This window comes from Paenibacillus massiliensis subsp. panacisoli DSM 21345 (assembly GCF_000426545.1).
Taxonomy (GTDB): domain Bacteria; phylum Bacillota; class Bacilli; order Paenibacillales; family Paenibacillaceae; genus Paenibacillus; species Paenibacillus panacisoli.
Window position 1 is genome coordinate 361388 of record NZ_AUFO01000007.1, and the last position, 18215, is coordinate 379602.

13 protein-coding genes are annotated in these 18215 nt (G+C 48.1%); 1 reads left to right on the forward strand and 12 read right to left on the reverse strand.

The features are described from left to right. Window positions 1-164: 164 nt before the first annotated feature. From K331_RS0104800 to pdxR, 12 genes are all read right to left on the reverse strand, one after another. Window positions 165-629, reverse strand: a complete 465-nt coding sequence (locus K331_RS0104800) for a MarR family winged helix-turn-helix transcriptional regulator (RefSeq protein ID WP_028589408.1) — start codon at window positions 627-629, stop codon at window positions 165-167. A 281-nt stretch (window positions 630-910) separates the two neighbouring features. Next, window positions 911-1981 carry an AI-2E family transporter gene (locus tag K331_RS0104805; RefSeq protein WP_028589409.1) on the reverse strand — a complete coding sequence of 357 codons (1071 nt, stop codon included), beginning with the start codon at window positions 1979-1981 and terminating at the stop codon, window positions 911-913. Between the two features lie 37 nt (window positions 1982-2018). Next, the gene (gene mgtE / locus K331_RS0104810; RefSeq protein WP_028589410.1) at window positions 2019-3362 is read right to left on the reverse strand and encodes a magnesium transporter; all 1344 of its coding nucleotides are present in this window, start codon (window positions 3360-3362) and stop codon (window positions 2019-2021) included. Window positions 3363-3704: 342 nt separating this feature from the next. Beyond that, window positions 3705-4328 (reverse strand): copper amine oxidase N-terminal domain-containing protein, encoded by a 624-nt coding sequence (locus tag K331_RS0104815; protein WP_028589411.1) that lies wholly within the window; start codon window positions 4326-4328, stop codon window positions 3705-3707. A 317-nt stretch (window positions 4329-4645) separates the two neighbouring features. Continuing rightward, a complete protein-coding gene (locus K331_RS0104820) occupies window positions 4646-6286 on the reverse strand; it encodes a sensor domain-containing diguanylate cyclase (RefSeq protein ID WP_018883425.1) in 1641 nt (546 codons plus the stop codon). Window positions 6287-6391: 105 nt separating this feature from the next. Further along, window positions 6392-8638: a helix-turn-helix domain-containing protein gene (locus K331_RS0104825; protein ID WP_028589412.1), complete on the reverse strand. Its 2247-nt coding sequence runs from the start codon at window positions 8636-8638 to the stop codon at window positions 6392-6394. Between the two features lie 81 nt (window positions 8639-8719). Next, window positions 8720-9910, reverse strand: a complete 1191-nt coding sequence (locus tag K331_RS0104830) for an MFS transporter (protein ID WP_028589413.1) — start codon at window positions 9908-9910, stop codon at window positions 8720-8722. A gap of 159 nt (window positions 9911-10069) precedes the next feature. After that, window positions 10070-11764, reverse strand: a complete 1695-nt coding sequence (locus K331_RS0104835) for a hypothetical protein (protein WP_028589414.1) — start codon at window positions 11762-11764, stop codon at window positions 10070-10072. Between the two features lie 17 nt (window positions 11765-11781). After that, complete coding sequence (locus tag K331_RS0104840) at window positions 11782-12651, reverse strand: carbohydrate ABC transporter permease (RefSeq protein WP_018883429.1); 870 nt, start codon at window positions 12649-12651, stop codon at window positions 11782-11784. A gap of 39 nt (window positions 12652-12690) precedes the next feature. After that, on the reverse strand, window positions 12691-13542 hold the full coding sequence (locus tag K331_RS0104845) for an ABC transporter permease (RefSeq protein ID WP_404821469.1): 852 nt from the start codon (window positions 13540-13542) through the stop codon (window positions 12691-12693). A gap of 469 nt (window positions 13543-14011) precedes the next feature. After that, the gene (locus K331_RS0104850) at window positions 14012-15619 is read right to left on the reverse strand and encodes an extracellular solute-binding protein (protein ID WP_036634175.1); all 1608 of its coding nucleotides are present in this window, start codon (window positions 15617-15619) and stop codon (window positions 14012-14014) included. Between the two features lie 309 nt (window positions 15620-15928). After that, window positions 15929-17380 carry a MocR-like pyridoxine biosynthesis transcription factor PdxR gene (gene pdxR, locus K331_RS0104855; protein WP_028589416.1) on the reverse strand — a complete coding sequence of 484 codons (1452 nt, stop codon included), beginning with the start codon at window positions 17378-17380 and terminating at the stop codon, window positions 15929-15931. 139 nt (window positions 17381-17519) lie between these two features. Between pdxR and K331_RS0104860 the strand changes: the two genes are divergently transcribed. After that, the gene (locus tag K331_RS0104860; protein WP_028589417.1) at window positions 17520-18092 is read left to right on the forward strand and encodes a GNAT family N-acetyltransferase; all 573 of its coding nucleotides are present in this window, start codon (window positions 17520-17522) and stop codon (window positions 18090-18092) included. The last annotated feature ends 123 nt before the right edge of the window (window positions 18093-18215 follow it).

An 18215-nucleotide genomic window follows, 5' to 3' on the forward strand; every position in this document is an offset into this window, starting at 1 on the left:
TTTCCTTAAAAATGCATCCATAAATACACAGCATTTTTATATCGGTATCATTCCTAAAATCGAATATTTGGAATTATATGTAAGTTATATCGAATACAAAAAGGACTATTCCCGCTGCAAAAATCCTCCGCGGCTGGAACAGTCCCTTCCATAGGGGCCTAGCTCTACTCTTTGGGCTCTAGATTACACGCATGAACGCGTTGCAAAAGATCATTAAATTCCTCTAGCAAAGACTGAAAATGCTGAGTCGAGAAGCACACCTTCCCACGAATGGCTCCAGGGATAGAGGCAGCCTTCAAGCGCAGCTGATCTCCTTCCTCCGTCAAGCTGATCATCACTTTGCGCTCATCCTGTTGCGAGCGTTCCCGGTGGATCAAGCCAGAGCTCTGCAGCCGCTTCAGCAACGGAGTAAGCGTTCCTGAATCCAGATGCAGGGCATCGCCAAGTTCCTTGACTGTTGAAGTCCCTCTCTCCCACAGCACCATCAGGACGAGATACTGTGAATAAGTAACGCCAAGCTGCTCCAAGTAAGGCTGATACAGCTTGGTTATCTCACGCGAACACGCATATATGGCAAAGCAAAGCTGATTCTCAAGCTTCAGAGCCTCTTCTGGACGATTGATTTCAATCACGTTGTTCACCTACTTTCTTGCTCTATTTTAACACAAATTCATCTCTAAAGCATATAAATTGACAACAATTTAAACTATATTCAATCTTATTTACCACAATTATATATGTATCATCGGCCCAATACAAAGTCATGTGTGTATTCAGCAACCTCTGCACACTAAATCTTGGCTGTAAAAATACTCTACATCACATTTCGATCGCCGTGTGCCCATAATATGGCCCTATGCTGCACGATTCATGCGCTCGTAGTCAGCATAAGACCACAACCTGCCAAGCACTATTCCAGTCGTTTGAGCATCATTACACTATAGGCACGACGCAGCAGCACTTTGACTACCATATATACAGGAATGGCCAGCAGCAAACCCCAGAATCCGCCAACCTTAACACCTGCAATGCTGACAAGCACCGCACTAAGCGGATGAAGATCCATACTTTTCCCGTAAACAACTGGTGAGAACACATTGCTCTCAATCTGCTGTGCCACAATAATGATGACTAATGACCATAGCGCCGTCATGGGGGAGTCAATGAAGGCGACAATCACAATCGGAATCGTGGATAGGATCGGTCCGAAATATGGGATGAAATTAAAGATAGCTGAGATGAGTGTCATCAGGAGTGGATAGGGCTGATCAATGATGAGAAAGCCCACATAGATGAGTATGCTCATTAGGAAGGTCACGATGAAGCGCCCCATAATGAATCCACCTAAGGCCTTGTCAATATCATGCAGCATGATTTGGACATCATCACGATAATGGTGCGGAACCAGATTTCCGAGACCAGTTCTGAATTTCTCCCCTTCCTTGAGCATGTAATACAGTACGATGGGAACTGTCGATACAACCAGCACAATATTTGTGATCGTCGTCATCCAATTTGAAATCGAATGAATAGCTAGGTTGATAAAATGATCCAAAAATTCGGATACCCGATTCAGCAAATCTGATTGCTCAGGGATCACTCCTGCCCAAAATGGGTGCCGCCGCAGCTCCTCCAGAGCGATTCTTGCATTTTGGATCATATCCGGGGCATTCTCCGCAAAGCTTACGGCCTGCTCCTGCAGGGACGGCCAGATCCAAATCATGAAGACTGCACTGGCAACAGCTGCGAATAGATAGATGAGCAATACGGATATCATCCGGCGAACATGAAGCTTGTCCATATAATGAATTAGCGGACGCAGTATATAATAGAAGAAACCCGCTATGACAACCGGAGCAAGGATCAGAAAGGCCACACTGAATACTGGAGTGAATAGAAAACTCAGCTTGTTCGCCATATACAGGATCAGCATAGTCAGCAGAATACGAAGCGCATTTCGCAAATATACATCTTTAAGCATAAGACACCTTCCTCCAGAGATATGAATTGGACCTCTACTAAAGTAGGGTTAGCAGTGCCGTAGCTATGCTAAAGTAAATGAACAAGGAGAGAATGTCATTGATGGTCGTAATCAGCGGGCCTGACGCTACAGCAGGATCTACCTTCAGTCGGTTCAGCAGCAAAGGAATTACAGTTCCCGACATGGTGCCGATAACCAATGTCAGGAACAGAGAAATTCCCACGACGAGACCCAGCATCATATCTCCCCTCCAGAGATAGGCAATGAGAAATATCAACACTCCGCAGCAGGCTCCAATGGTAACACCCACTTGCAGCTCACGCAGAAGCAGCTTCCAGAGCTTGCGCCGATTCAATCGCTCGGAGGCAAGCCCTCGTACAATCACAGCAAGAGATTGCGTACCTGTATTTCCCGTCATTCCTGCAATCATGGGCATAAAAAAGGCCAACGCCACAACCTGGGTTAGAGTATCCTCAAACCCGGCAATAATGCTGCCTGACACCAGACCAATGAAGAGCAGCAGCACCAGCCAGGGCAAGCGCCTGAGGGAAGCGGTAAGTGCCGGTGTATGAAGGCCGATCTCCTTGCCTGATCCTGACAAACGCCCAATATCCTCATCTGCCTCCCGCACGACTACATCTACGGCATCATCAATGGTGATAATGCCGCATATCCTGTGCTGCTCATCCACTACAGGCAGCGCTAAGAGATCATACTTGCGGATCGTACGCGCGACCTCCTCCTGATCCATATCCGCCGGAATCGTAATAACTTCCGTATTCATGAAGCTCTCTACAAGATCATCTGGCTCGGCTAACAAGAGATCACGATAGGAGCAGACACCGAGCAGTCCTTCGTTCTTGTCCACGACGTAGACATAGCTCACACTTTCAAGGACAGGCAGCATTACTTTTAGTTGTCCAACGATTGCTTGTACACTCGAATGAATCGGTACAGCCAGATATCTACTCGTCATCATTCGTCCAGCTGTCTCCGAAGGATAATTCATTCTTCGCCTAATGACTGCGGAATACTCAGCCTCCAGAGTAGACAATAGCTTATGCTTCTCTTCTGTATTCAGGGCATCCAGCATATAAGTAAGGTCATCATCTTCCATAGCTGCGACGACCAGCATCTGCTGCTCCGGGTCCATTAACCCGAAAGCCTCGGACTGCTCCTCAGGCTCCAGCTCCGGGATCAGGGCTGCTACTTGCTCTGCAGTCATCTGGCTCAGCAGCTTGAATTGGTGATCCAGAACCAGGTCTCTGTACAATTGGCCTACATCGTAGGGATGCAGCTTTTCGATCAAGCCTTGCAGCTCGAGCTCATTTCCTTGCAGAATCAATTCGATTATAGTTGTCGTTGAGATAGCTTTTGACATATAACCCCCGCTTTCTTACACTATATTGGATTTATCTGGATCTATTTTTAGCCCTATTGATCTTCCTTAGATGTTTATTTATTTGCTTGATCTATTTCCATTCTATTTTGATCTCCTTTGATTACTCTCAACCACCTTGTCCTCTCTGGACTACCTTGATTCCTCTAGGTCGTTCTTGCTTTTCCATTACCCATAAATTCCGAGGTTTAGACACAGAGGTTCACTATAGATCAGTTCTATAGTCGGCATCACCACAACGCATTTATACAAAAAAGGAAACCCCAGATTGGAGTTTCCTTTGTCGATTTCATATCTACGTACTGCTATAAGCGTCATCTTGCTCTACTTCAAGGTTATATTGAATCTTTGCTCAGCGCTAATATATTCCACCTGAGCCCCTAGTCCTCTGGCTACAACCTGAAGAGGCACATACGTTACCCCATTGATGACTTTGGGAGCTACCTGCACAGTATCCGCCGTCTCGCCGTAGTACACCGTTTTGCTCCCGATCTGGAGGGTCAGCTTGTGCTCTCCACGAATCACTTCAACCTTACCGGCTTGCTGATCCCAGCTCAGCGTGGCTTCCATGGCGTCTGCAATATCACGGAGCGGCACTACATTAGTCTGCTCGATAAGCAATGGACGATTCGTGAGGCTCAGCTTGCTACCATCCACATACACCTGTAGGTCGGAACTCTTATAGGACGGAGTAGATGAGGCTGTGCTCTTTTGGGTGCTTGAGGAGGACTTGGACTTTGAATCTGAGCTAGAGCTCTTGCCAGACCCCGAACTACTTCCACCGTTATGTTTGTGATACTCGCCGTCTTCAAGCCCCCACTTGGCACAATTCGTCTGGCAATAGTGGCCTCCCTTACTGTCTGTTCTTCCCGGATGGGCAAAGGCAGTAGAGCTCACCATCAGTAGCAGAACTAGAACCATTGAAGCGGACAACCAGCGCTTGATCATAACCAACTCTCCATTTCTAGTATATTTTTCCTACATCCTATCACAATAGTCCTATTAACTGTGCTGTTTTTCAAAATTTAATTACCATTCGACAGCCTTTGACACCAATTTCAGCTAATAGTACACTCTTCAACTGAATCTGCAAGTTCTTCTGGAATACGTTTGTGCAACAAAAAAAGAGTATCTGCCAACTCCAGTGCAGATACTCTACATATACAGTCCTTCCTATTCAACATACTTATAATCAAGTTCAGCATACTTATAATCAAGATTAGTTATTCGAGATGATCATAGTCAGAATACTAATAGCACGCTAGCTACAGTTGAAAGTCACGACCATAGAAAAATACAGTGTTTTTGCCAGCACGCTTGGAGCGGTACAATCCCTCATCCGCCAGATTCAGCACCTCATCAAATTGCAGGCTATGATCAGGGTAGACGGCACCGCCTATACTGCAGCCGATGTGAACCTGCTGGTAATCAATGACGAAAGGCCGATTCATGGCAGCAATGACCTGCTCCGCAAGCTGTCCAGCCTTCTCAAACTGATGATCGCGCGGTGTATGCATGACAATCAGGAACTCGTCACCACCTAGACGAACCGCAATATCCCCTTCCGACAGCAGCTCAACAAGTCGCTGAGCCACCTTTTGCAGCAGAATATCTCCGGTCTGATGCCCTCGTGTGTCATTCACAAGCTTGAAGCCATCCAGATCAATATATAGGAAGGTTAACGTATGCCTGTTAGCATCTACAGTAGTGATTGCCTTCTCCAGATAGCTCTCCAATGCGATACGGTTCGGCAGCCCCGTAAGCTGGTCCGAATGAGCCAGGTTCTGCATGATTCCAAGCTCTGTCTCCTTCTTGGATACAGCCTCTACCATCTCCCGCAGTGAACGGGACAACGTGCTGATCTCCTGAAAGCCACCAGTCTGGGGAATCTCACGAATCTCCCCTTCCTTTAATCGGTTGGCATGGCGAGTCAGCGTACGAATAGGCAATGATATTCGGGCAGCAAGCACCCAGCCAATAAGCGCGAACAGCAAGACAGCTGCTCCACCTGCGAGCAGGTTGAAGCGGAGGAGGCTGGTAACTGAGGAAAAAGCCTCCGGCTCTGGCTGACGCACCACTACAGTCCAGCCCAAGCCCGGATAGTCCAGATATCCATCCCCATAAGCATATCCCGTGAGATAGCTCTTGCCGTCTGGCCACGTCTCGACAGCCCAGCCGTCCTTAGCCCTCTTGGTCGCCTCAAGGCTCGGCAGCTGGAGCGGCATACCTACCATGGACCTTGGGCCAAGCAGGATGGTTTGATCGTTCTTGCTGACGATGAACATTTCCACGGACTCATTGCGCGCCGCCTCCGGTTCCATCACAGTCTTCTGCACCTCATCTGCCCAAGCCCAGCTCATATGTGCCGCTAACACCCCATATAGCGTTCCTTCTTTATCCTTAATCGGGATACTGATATCTACGAATTGCAAGGGCTCTCCGGTCGGATTCGGCAGCAAGGATGCCAGAAGAACTGCATCATGCACGTCTCCAATGAACTTTCCCTTAATGCCTTCCAGATAGACAGGCCTTTCAGCCAGACTCTTCCCCTCCAATATACGTCCTGTAGCAGCCAGCACTTTACCTTGCGGGTCCGTGAAGCCTACCCAGGAGAAAGAAGGGAAGCTAGTCTGAAGTTGATGAATCATGCTACGGACTTGATCTGGATCAGGCTTGCCCTGCGAAGCAACCAGATTCCCCAGTAGATCCACTTCTCCACTTCGTGACCACATGAAATTATCCAGCTTATCCGCCATATGGTTCGCCATTCCCATCAGGGATTGACCAACCTCTGTCCGGACCGTGTCTGCGGATTTTTTGTTCAGCACCCAGCTCAGGCTGGTTGTCAGCAATAAGGACACGATCACAAATGTCATGATTAATACCGTCTTCAATCGAAAAGACATCTCTCTACTCCCCGGATGAAAAATTTAGTAGAAGAATCACTCCTTCTAACATAACATAGCTTGAGCGAGGAGGTGTATCCATAATGTATCATTTGAATCTCATGCCTACTCCTGAGCCTCCCCCGGCTTCATACCCAGCTTGCGGTAGTCACCCGGAGTAACTCCTACGATCCGTTTGAATACCCGACCGAAGGTGATAGAATTCGCATAGCCCACCTGCTGGGCGATGTCCTGTAGCGTCTCAGCTGTGGTTGCCAGCAAATATTCCGCACGCTGCATACGTAGTTGGGTAAGGAAATCCACGAATTTCATATCAAACTCTTCCTTGAATAAATAGCTCGCATACTTCCCCGAAATCTGAAATCGATCACTCAAATGCTTCAATGATAGATCTGGATTAGCAAAATTCTCTTCAATATAGACTTTCATCTCACTGATCATGGCCCTGTAGCTCTTCGACTCATTTACCGATACATAGATTCGATAGATCTCTCCCAGCCAGCGTAGCATCACGGCCTGCACCTGGGACAGCGTCGTCTCAGCCTCAATTTCCCGATAATAGGACTGAAGACTAGGTTCCTCAAAAATTCGCTGCAGACTGTCCGACACCTCACTCAACTCGCGTCCAAGCATCTGAATGAGCGTATACAGCATCATGCGAATCTCTTCATCTCTAATCTGATCGTTGCGAAAAGAAATGAACAATTCCTCCAGCTTGCGCCGCCAGCGCTCATCAGCCAGCCGGAAGTCACGGACAAGCTCGCCCAACTGCTGAAGATATTGATAGGACTGCAGAGTTGTCTTGTCGGGTAAATGATCGCTTAAGACAACCATATTCTGCCCTAGCGACAACTTATGCTGTAGTGCGATGTCCGCCGCCTCACGAGATGTTGAGATTGCCTCCAGCCCCTTGACGACAGGCCCAACGCCGATCGCGAGAGACAACCCCAAATTGTCAGTGATCCAGCGCAGACAAGCTTCAGCGAGCCTGCGGAGCTGCTGGGTATCCACCTCTGCTTCCATTGGAAAACCGATGATCAGACCGATTCGGCTACTGCTCACCCATTCTGCCCAACCCTCCAATCCTTCCTGATACGTGAGCTCCCGCAGCAAATTCATCAGCGTCAGCTTCAGCACACTCTGATCCTTTAATGCATGGCTCTCACGGAACTGGTCATATTGGTTGATCTCGGCTGTGACAAAGGCATATTGCCCTACTGACGCAGAGAACAGCTTAAAGCGCTCAAGGATTTCATCCGGGATCGGTAATGCTTCACCCTCCAGCAGATTCAGAAAGAGCTGCCTGCGCTGTACGAGCATATTCTCATCATATTGCTTCTGATAATTGACGGTCTGCTCAATCAGGTTCTCTAGCGCCTGATCAATGATGAGCAGTTCATTTCTCGCTCTCACACCTGTACCTGTCGGCTCCTGCCTAAGCTGTAGCTCCTGAATCCGATTAAGCATGACCTTGATGGGGCGGTAGTTCTTACGGGTGATGTACAGAATGTATGCTGTGCCTGCCGCTACCGTCAAAATGCCAAGTATGATCCATACATAAGACACGACCGACATCCAGGCGAACAGCTCTCCAGCCCGAATACCGCTCTCGAATGTCCAGCCTGTACTATCCAACCGTATCGCGGTCAAGACATTCGTCTGTGCTGAATCCTCGACCAGATCTGGAGTATATACGAGCTCACGATCATCGTTAACAACTCGCAAAAAAGAGACCTGGCTATTGACCATATCATTGATCATTCGTTCCAATCGGTACATACTCAGACTGACGACGACTACGCCCTCCTGCCCGAACGGCAATGGAAGCTGCTTGTACATGCTGATTACCCTTCGCTCTGATTCCGAGGTTGCCAGCCGCAGCTTACGCACAGGACTCCAGCCGCGCTCTTCCTTGTCCCTTAGCGCCATCTCCAGAAACGCTCGGTCTGCGAACACATCCAGATCAACCAAACCATTCAAGGTCAGTACCTTTCCATCTACAGCACGATAAATATACAGGGAATCTATCAGATCATTACGCACCAGCAACCGTCGCATATCATTGACTGTCGAGTAGAGGTGTGTGAGGTTACCTTCCTCATCCCGTCCACTAAGGAAATTGCCATACCTTTCATTGGTCTCCATTTCCTGCAGCAGTGACAACTCGGCACTCTTTAGCGCATTGCTCACGGAGTCAACCACATAGCCTGTAGAAATTCGATTGGCCTTGGTCGTCTCATTTCGCGATAGCTCCCCAACAATAACAATTGACAGGAAAATCAGGATCGACACTGTCAGCAGAAAGATGGGAAAATAGGAGAACATCATCCTGCTAGACCAACTCCGCTTCATTCGCCATCCCCCCATTTTTTTCTTTGGTCGGAATCAGAAGGAGTTGCCTGATCTTCTGTTCATGAGTCGAGTTAATGTCATCTAATGTGACACAACAACCCGCTTGGCCATTTTATTTATCCAATATAGCATGCCCGCCCCGATTAGTGCACTAATTGTACATGCAAAATACATGACATTGGCACCTCCACTCGAAAAGAGAAAGCCATTAAGCAAATTCCCTACAATCCCTCCAAGACCGGAAAACACCATATTAAAGATACTTTGTCCTGTTGCTTGCATCCTCTTGCCCGCAGCGGCTGCCACATATTCCACAGCGGCGACGTAGAACAGACCAAACGATAAGCCGTGCAGCACCTGGATGCCAACCATAACCATAGGAATCGGAAACAGCCATTGTATAGCCCAGCGCAGGGCGTAGAAGAAAGCAGCGAGCAACAGCGTTCTCTCATGTCCCCACGCCTTGAGTATTTTCGCTGCCAGCAGCATCGAAGGCACATTGGTCAGGGAAGCGAGCAGCAGGGCCGTTCCCACAAGTGAATAGCTCCCCCCTGCCTCCTGAAAAGCAAGCACAAAAAACGAATTGTAAGCTGTCAGTGTCTGATTCACAAAAAAGCAGGCAATCAAAAACAGCAAGAACAGACGATTTCCCAGCAGTTCACGCAAGCCTTCCGAGAGAGATACCGGTGCCGCTGCATACTCACGCTTGTTATTTGACAGACTGAGCACCGTCGCAGCCCCCGCCAGACTTAGCAGCAGGAAGGGTAACCATAGTCGAGTAATCTCGAAATGCGATAAATAAAAACCACCCGCATAGCCTCCCAGCGCAGTCCCGAGGCTGCCCAGCATGCGAATCGTTCCATAGGACGTACCCGCTGCGCGGGCAGCCGACACTGCATAAGAGTCTGCAATTGGACTTTGCGTTGTACTGAAGATAATAGAGATAATATAAGCGAATACGATAACAGCAAAGATTTGAAAGCTATAAAAAAAGGAGAGCACTGCCGGTATAATAATCGCTAGCAGGAGCACTCCTTTCGTCTGACGGTAGCGGTCCACCAGCACTCCCCAGATCGGCTGTACGATGATCGACAGCAATATCCCTACAGACATCATTCCTCCTACGATGCTCGCATTCATCTTCTGGTGCACTAATAATGTTGTCAAATAAGGATTAAATAGCCCTCCTGCTGTACCCGTCAGCAAATAGAGAAGCCGAAGCCGATATAGATCTCTTTTGGCTCCTAATGGGATGACCGCTGTATTTTCCATGTCCATAACTTCCTTTTCGTGGATTCAAGCTAGAAAAATAGCCTCCGGCAGTGCCGGAGGACTTTGAACATTAACCATATAAATACAGTGCAACTTCAAGGTTACAGTATGTTCAAAAGGAGTCGCTTGAGATGGCATTACGAATGGTTATGTTTCCTTCTATTCGGCCACAGGGTCCAGCTCCAGATCAAAGCTCATATGACCGTTAACATTCGTCCCGAGATGAGCGTATACGATTTCAATCCGGTTATCTGTCCGAATAACATGAGGATGCGGCGCCTTGCTATCTACCTTGCAGGATAGTCCGGGTAGCTTCCAGCTGTCAGCCGTAATCTCCGCTTGTGATAGACCCGGTCCCTCAATCTCAAAGTACACCTCGACATCCAACTCCGTATCCAGACTTACCTCTGCAGACAAGCGGTCTTTATCCACCTTAGCGTCGAAAACAATACCTTTCAGATGAGTGTTCCAGCCCTTGCCCTTTTCCCTTCGAATCAGCCGCATATAATACTTATCCCCACTGACTGACTTCCAGTGTATGGTTGCGGAATGCATCTGACCATTCGTATTGCGACTCCCAGACATCGCTCCAATCATGCGGGAGCGCTCAATCCACGCACTCGCTGTGCAGAGATGACGATTCTCTCCAGGCTTATTACGTTCACAGAGCTCACGAAACTGCTTATCCACTCTACGGTCTCCAGCATGAGTGGCGAGCTGCTGCCGCACATCCTCTGGTACATTCACGCCAACCAGCGCAATCATCGGATCATGACTTGTCTCACAATTGGGAAGCGTCAAATGCTTATAGTCCTGTCCTAAGGCCAGATAAATGAAAACGCCCATCGAGCTGTGCCCCAGCATTTCCATTTCATAGGCTCTTGCGAAGGGACCAGACACATTCTCAAGCTCAGGGTTGTAGAACAGCGCAATATTCCGCCATAGCCCCTCTTCAATCTCGGCTCCAATCTCCTTAAGAGCAGCGGTACGCCCATAACATCTCCACATCCCAAGCACGGTTAGATCGACACCGTAGTAAGTCGTTGTATTGAACTCGGCGAAGCTACCGAATTCACGGAATTCAACCAGCAATCGCTCGGCCTGAAGCTGGGCATGCTCCTGCCAATTCTGCCGCTTCAAGCGATATCCGAAATAGTGAACGGCGAAAATATGCATAAGTTCAATATTGGTATTCATGGGGATAGCATCCGAGCCACGGCGATCTATGGAAGCTCCCACCGTCTTTACCATGCACTCGTCCATTCGGGCTACCACCTCGGAAGGCAGAATATGCTCAAAATGCTCCAATATAATAGCAAATGCACAAGCAATGAACTCTCTCCAGTTCGGATCGTAGCTTCTCCAGACACGCGGAATGACCTTATCGGCCGCATCGCGCAAAGATTGTATAATGAACCGGGAATCCGATGCATCGGGCCCCATATTCGTATTCTGGTTCCATTGGATGCTTAGTTGCTGCCCGATCCTGTCCAGAGTATCATCCCAGAAATAGGTGAAGCCGGGTGCAAACTCCTTCCAGGCGTAGTTCCCAGCAGGTGGATCTGGTCGCTCGGGTGCCGTACGAAAGGTACCGTGATAGATTTCATCCGGTAGATCAAATTGCAAATCCATTACCTGATGTAGCAGGGTGCAGGCGCGGGTGATGTCCCCTTCACCTGCACGTATCAACAGACCTAATGCATAATGGACACTACTTCGGGTATCATGGCGTTCCGGTACTTCTTCATCCTGCAACAGCCCTTGCTCATCATCGTAGAGACCATCCATCAAATGCATAGCCTGGTCTACCAAATAACGCTGCTCCTCTGTCAACTGCTCTCGTAAAGAGATCATGAATATACTCCTCCTCATTAGCCCTTCACGGCACCTGCCGTAATTCCACTGATAAAGAAACGCTGCAAAAACGGGTACACGATCAGGATCGGAATAGTTGAGAATACGACGCTGGCTGCCTTCAGGCTTTCCGGCATCATTTGTGCCATCCCTATCCCTTCCTGCATCATCTCACTCACCTGATTATTCTGAATCATCTGATAGAGCTTAAGCTGCAGCGGGTACAGCTCTGGCTTCGAAATATACATCAAGGCATCCTGGAACCCATTCCAGCGGCCTACTGCGTAGAACAGACTAAGCGTAGCCAGCACCGGTAACGACAAGGGGAGAATAATGCGAAACAATGTCCCTATGTGACTGCTGCCGTCAATCTCGGCCGCCTCCTCCAGGCTTTCGGGAATCCCGTGCAGAAAGGAGATGAGAATAATCATATAGAAGGGACTGATCAAGTTCGGCAGTACGAGCGCCCAAATCGAATCCAACAGCTCCAGATTACGAATCAGAATATAGTCCGGAATAATTCCCCCGCTAAAAAACATCGTAACCACAATAATCAGCATGATCCATTTACGACCGCGCAGGTTCCGCTTCGACATGGCATAACCCGCCATAATGGTCATCAGCATAGACAGCACGGTCGTAAGCAGCGTTAGAAAAATGGTAAAGCCCAGTGATCGAATCATCGACATGTCCGCAAATACTTTACTATAGGCATCCAGTGTAAATTCGACCGGTATAAAAGAGACGAGACCTGCCATGATCGGACGGCTGGAACTTAAGGATATTGCGACAATATGGATAAAGGGTGTCAAACACAGCAGAATGACTACCGAAATCAACAGGACATTAAAGATATCGAATATCCGATTTGAAGTGTGCTCGCTCATCGCTTCTTTCCCCTTTCAATACATCATTGTACGTTAGATCTACAATATGCTCTCGTCTGTAAGCTTCTTGGATGTATAGTTAGCCACGAGCAGGAAGATCAATCCGACAAGAGCCTGGAACAAGCCCACTGCCGTAGCCAGGGAGATCTGCCCGGACTGAAGACCTACGCGGTACACGAATGTACTCAGCACCTCAGCATAATCTCTGACGGCAACGTTACCAATGATGTAAGGACGGTCGAATCCTATCGATATCATATTCCCAAGGTTAATAATAAGCAAGGTAACAATTGTCGTCTTGATGCCTGGGATAGATATGTGCCAGATCTTCTTGAAACGCCCTGCTCCATCGACCTCAGCAGCCTCGAACAGTTCCTTGTTAATGCCCGTCAACGCAGCCAAATAGAGAATCGTGCCCCATCCCGCGCTTTGCCATACCCCAACGAGCAGGTAGGTAATCAGCCAGTAATTTTTGTCGGCGAGGAACGGGATTGCATCAAGACCAAGACTTGTCAGCAAGTTGTTAATAAAGCCGGATTGGGTACCGAATACCTGTAGCACAATGCCGCCAATAATCACCCACGAAATAAAGTGTGGAATGTATAGAATCGTCTGCGATAGCTTCTTGAACCACTTGACCTTCAGCTCATAGAGCATAATAGCGAGAATCAGCGGAGCTGGAAAGGATACGATCAGGTCCAGAAAATTCAGCATCAATGTGTTGCGCAGTGCTTTGAAGAAATCGTTGTTCGAGAACGCCTCACGGAAGAATTCCAATCCGACCCATGGACTATCCGAGATCCCTTGAAAAAAGTTAAAATCCTTAAATGCCACCTGTACTCCGTACATTGGACCATACTTGAAAATAATAAAGTACAGCATAGGAAGCATTAGCAGCGCGTACAGCTGCCAATGTCTTCGTAGGTATGTGGATGTCCGCACTGCCTTCACCTCTCCTTGATCATTAATGATGCTACAGCGAAGAGTACTTGGACCATTGCCTTGACCAGATCAAATGTGAGTAAAGGGCCGCTTCAAGCGGGGAGCCCTGTCAACCACTGATAAGCTTGCTGTTCTAATGAACGAATATATAAGCAGATGAACAGCAAGCTTAAAGGCGTCCACTCCGTTTCTTTAGGGCTTCCCCGCTTTCCGCTAACCACGCTCTTTGCAGATCATTTAAGCCCAAAATCGTATTCGGCCAAGGTACTAGTAGCCCCTCCACTGTGCCAAGGTATTCATACGACACTCATACGACATTCATAACAATATCCCTTAAGACGCTTTAGTTAGATGTGTAGTTCAGTCCGTTAGTGTAATTAGCATTTGATGAGCATTTGAATGAGCTTGTGACAATGCTTTATTGGCCTTTCATAGCCTTATAGGCTGCCGTACGCTCGTCCAGAATGGTCTGTCCACCACTTGCCATATAGTCTTTGAGCATCGAATCAAAGGTAGCATCGAACTGATCCGCCTTCACCATCGCAGTCTTCACGATAATTTCCTGATACTTGTCAGCCAGTGTTGTGCCATATTTAGCCTCTGATTCAATCGGGTGACCAAAGCGAACCTGCTGAATATTGTCCACATTCGAGATTTCAACTGACTTACGCATATCCTCTTGATAGACGTCCATCGTCTGTGCGATATAAGCCGCTTCATTCTTGGCATCGTCTCCTGCGAACTTACCGTTTACGATGATAGCCAGGTCTCCAAAATTGTAGAGACGGTTCTTCGCTTCATCTGTCGCATCGGACTTCACTACAGGCACGCCATCCTTCATGACATAGTTCTCATTTTCAATACCAAATTGAATGTCGAACAAATTGCTATCCGAGGCCATCCAATCCAGATACTTCAGCGCAGCCTCCACATTTTCACTGGATTTCGGAATCATGACGTACATTGCATTTGGTGCATAGGCCGGCTTGGAATGCTTGCCCTCAGAGTCTGTGAAAGCATCGACAGGCGTCATGACAGCTCCAGGAACGTTCTTCTGCAAATTCTCATAGGTGCCGTTGTACGGGAAGTACATTTCGCCTGCATCATCCGTGTAGAATCCGACATTACCATTCTGAACATCCTGCCACAGCTGCTTCTTGTCCTTATCCAGACCGAAGTCCTTGCTGATTAGCCCCTCATTATAGAGATTGTTCAGGAATTTCATGGCATCCTTGAAGCCTGGCAGCAAGGTTGGGTAATCGCTGGACCCGAGTTGCTGAGTCAGAGTGTAGCGTTGCTCCTCCGTAAGCGGCTGGATGAACGACCAGATTAACGGATCATATTGAGCGGGAGCCAGGCTCATACCGAACGGAATGGCTTTGCCACCTGTATTTCCCGGGTCCTGTTCTTTAAATGCCTTAAGGGTGCTGTGCAGCTCCTCTGTTGTCTGTGGAACTGGCATATTCAGCTTGTCCAGCCAATCCTGGCGAACATATCCTGCATACTTGCCCAGTACAAGACGTTTTCCAGGAATCGCGAACTGTCTTCCGTCATACTGACCATATGCCAGCGTCTCCTCTCCCAGAAACTTCTTCAGGTTCGGTGCATGCTGATCCAGTAGCTCAGTGAGGTCTGTCAGACCACCTTGTTCGGCATAACGGTTGAAGGTACCCGAATCGTAGGTGAAGACAATATCTGGCACTTCACTTTTACTGGCCATGAGAACATTCAGCTTTTGTGTCTCTTCTGAGCGCGGCACAGGTACGAATTGCACCTTAATATTGTTCGGATCGCCGAATCTCTCCTGAATGAGGTTGGTCAAATAGCTGTCTGTTATCGTATAGCCTGCAGGAGTATTCCCCCGATCAAACAGCTCTACCTTTAATGTAGTAGCTCCAGCAGAGCCTCCATTCCCAGTGGAGGACTGTCCTTCAGTAGCTCCGCCACACGCCGAGATGAGCATCGTGGATGCGAGTACAGTCGCCATCAGAGGACCCGACCATTTCTTGGACCAACCTTTTGTCATGAACACATCACCTTTCCCCTTTTAAATAATAGGATGCCTTCTGTGCTTTCTGTCATCTCCAGCAGCTCGCCTTATAGGCATCGAACTCTAATCGCTTGCTTGTATACGCCAGCGCCTTTGATGTTAACAAGTATCACACAACAAAACAAAAATGCACAATAAACTATTTTCAAATCATTTTCAAAAGCGAAATTTTATTGATTTAGGTCATATTTATTCACATATAAACTGTTGTCCCGTGCAATAAACTTCTTTCCATATACATTTTATGTCACATTATATTACATTATATGAATATTTCGAAACATACTAAGAATGAACTCTCAATCTCCCCCATACTTGACTCAACTGCACGATTCCTTCTTCGATTAGCTCCTCATCCATGCCGGCAAAGCCGATGATGAATTCACGCCGTTCCTGATCCCCTGTCCCATGCCAGGTATAAGCTGAGGATGCAACGTGAATGCCTGCCATTCTGGCCACCTGCAGCAGCTCAGCTTCTGTATGCTCCGTATGTACCTTCAGCACGATATGAAAGCCCGCATTCTGTCCAATAACCTCTCCCCAGCCTGCAAAATGCTGCTTGATCGCCTCCACAAGAATATCGTGCTTACGGCGATAGATCTTTCGCATTTTACGAATATGCTGCTCCAGGTAACCACGCTTCATGAATAGCTCCATCGCGCATTGGTGAATCCGAGAAGCAGATTGCTCGAATAACAGCTCGTATTGTAGGGCCCGGAATGCTTCCATCAGTTCAGGAGGCAGCTCCATATAATGCAGGGATAAGGCCGGCGCCATAATCTGAGAGAAGCCTCCCATATAGATAACTCGACTCGACTCCATCCAGCCCTGCAGAGACGGAATGGGACGACCGTGATAACGAAATTCTCCATCATAATCGTCTTCAATAATATATCCCTGCTGCTGCTGAGCCCATTCCAGTAATTGCAGACGTTTACTGACCGACATAACCATCCCCTGAGGATATTGATGGGATGGTGTTACCGCTACTAGCGTTGCTTCACTGGCAAGCAGTCTACTAACATCCATTCCGTCAGGCTCTAGCGGGATTCGCTCCAGCTGGTAGCCCATCCGGCGAAAGGCCGCCGCTATAAGCGGGTAGCCCGGGTTCTCCAAGCCTATGACACTGTATCTGTCCTGCAATAGCATGGCTAGAAAGACCAATAAAGTCATTTGGTCAGCTGCAACGACGATATGATCCGGGTTGGTACGTACACCGCGAAAATGCTCCAAATAGGTACAAATCTCCTTGCGCAATCCAAGCTCTCCCTGCGGATCGCCATAGAACAGCACGTCTGGTGACTGCTGCATGACCTCTGCGGTCACCCTGCGCCATTGTATATGGGGAAATCGACTAAAATCATTACGTGACAAATGAAAATCATAGGTGTATTCTCGCTGTGGTCGCAGAGGATTTGGCACGAATGACTTTAGAGCGGGCGTATCTGCGCTGGAATAGTTCCAAGTCCGGGTACCAAGACGAGCGTAATCCTCTGGCAATGGAAGCACATGATAACCACTTCGATTTCGTGCCTCGACGAATCCTTCAGCGACTAGCTGCTGATAAGCCATTTCGACTGGCGTCGTACTGATGCCGAGTGTGTCCGCGCATTGACGGACGGAGGGGAGACGAGTGCTCACCTCCCAAGCTCCTAATACAATCTGTTCCTTCATATAATCATAAAGCTGAATATAGAGTGGGGAGTCCGGTTCAAATCGAATGCCTGCCAATATCATAGTGATCCTCCATACATCTGTCCTTTAGTTTTTATTCAATCTGACTATTTCTGAGTATACAGAAATCCATTATAGTAATGGAGTCTGGACATGCAGGAACCATTAATGGGCTTATTTCTATTACGGAGGGAAAATATATATGAGCAAGTGGATCGATGATGAAGCTACAAAGGACTTGCGCTTGGTCCAAGGGAAGAAGGTATATCTACGCCCGGTCGAGGTCGAGGATGCGAGGATGTACTATAGCACTTTGAATGATCCAGATATGCGTAGACTGACAGGTACCCAGGCTGTCTTCTCCCTTGCACGAGTGCAGAGCTATCTGGAACGCAAAGTCACCGATACCTCATCCGTGCTGCTGTGGATCGGACTGCAGGATACAAACGAGCTGATTGGGGATATTGCCCTTCAGGATATCGACACCACGAATCGGAATGCGAATCTGCGGATTGCGATCGGCAATGCAGACCACCAGGGGAAAGGCTATGGCAGTGAAGCCATTCGGCTACTACTGGGCTATGGCTTTGGCATTTTGAATCTACACCGCATTGAGCTGAATGTATTCAGCTATAACGATCGTGCCATTCATGTGTATGAAAAGGCAGGCTTTGTACGGGAAGGAGTGCAGCGACAAGTCCTCTATTACGATCATGCCTACCACGATTCCATCTGGATGAGCATACTTGCGGATGAATTCCGCCAACCAGGCTGAGTCCAAATACTACGAGGTCCCGAGAGCCCTGAAGTGCACCCCTTAGAATAGACATTGGAAAAACCCCTTGGTTTAACCGATGAATTTCTAGGGGGTGCATTTTTAATGGCTATTAAAGGTCAA

What these genes read in the sequence shown, in the direction of transcription:
- K331_RS0104805 (WP_028589409.1), bottom strand. Translation starts at nt 1,981, where the DNA reads ATGCTTAAAGATGTATATTTGCGAAATGCGCTTCGTATTCTGCTGACT.
- mgtE (WP_028589410.1), bottom strand. Translation starts at nt 3,362, where the DNA reads ATGTCAAAAGCTATCTCAACGACAACTATAATCGAATTGATTCTGCAA.
- K331_RS0104815 (WP_028589411.1), bottom strand. Translation starts at nt 4,328, where the DNA reads ATGATCAAGCGCTGGTTGTCCGCTTCAATGGTTCTAGTTCTGCTACTG.
- K331_RS0104820 (WP_018883425.1), bottom strand. Translation starts at nt 6,286, where the DNA reads ATGTCTTTTCGATTGAAGACGGTATTAATCATGACATTTGTGATCGTG.
- K331_RS0104825 (WP_028589412.1), bottom strand. Translation starts at nt 8,638, where the DNA reads ATGAAGCGGAGTTGGTCTAGCAGGATGATGTTCTCCTATTTTCCCATC.
- K331_RS0104830 (WP_028589413.1), bottom strand. Translation starts at nt 9,910, where the DNA reads ATGGAAAATACAGCGGTCATCCCATTAGGAGCCAAAAGAGATCTATAT.
- K331_RS0104835 (WP_028589414.1), bottom strand. Translation starts at nt 11,764, where the DNA reads ATGATCTCTTTACGAGAGCAGTTGACAGAGGAGCAGCGTTATTTGGTA.
- K331_RS0104840 (WP_018883429.1), bottom strand. Translation starts at nt 12,651, where the DNA reads ATGAGCGAGCACACTTCAAATCGGATATTCGATATCTTTAATGTCCTG.
- K331_RS0104845 (WP_404821469.1), bottom strand. Translation starts at nt 13,542, where the DNA reads ATGCTTCCTATGCTGTACTTTATTATTTTCAAGTATGGTCCAATGTAC.
- K331_RS0104850 (WP_036634175.1), bottom strand. Translation starts at nt 15,619, where the DNA reads ATGACAAAAGGTTGGTCCAAGAAATGGTCGGGTCCTCTGATGGCGACT.
- pdxR (WP_028589416.1), bottom strand. Translation starts at nt 17,380, where the DNA reads ATGATATTGGCAGGCATTCGATTTGAACCGGACTCCCCACTCTATATT.
- K331_RS0104860 (WP_028589417.1), top strand. Translation starts at nt 17,520, where the DNA reads ATGAGCAAGTGGATCGATGATGAAGCTACAAAGGACTTGCGCTTGGTC.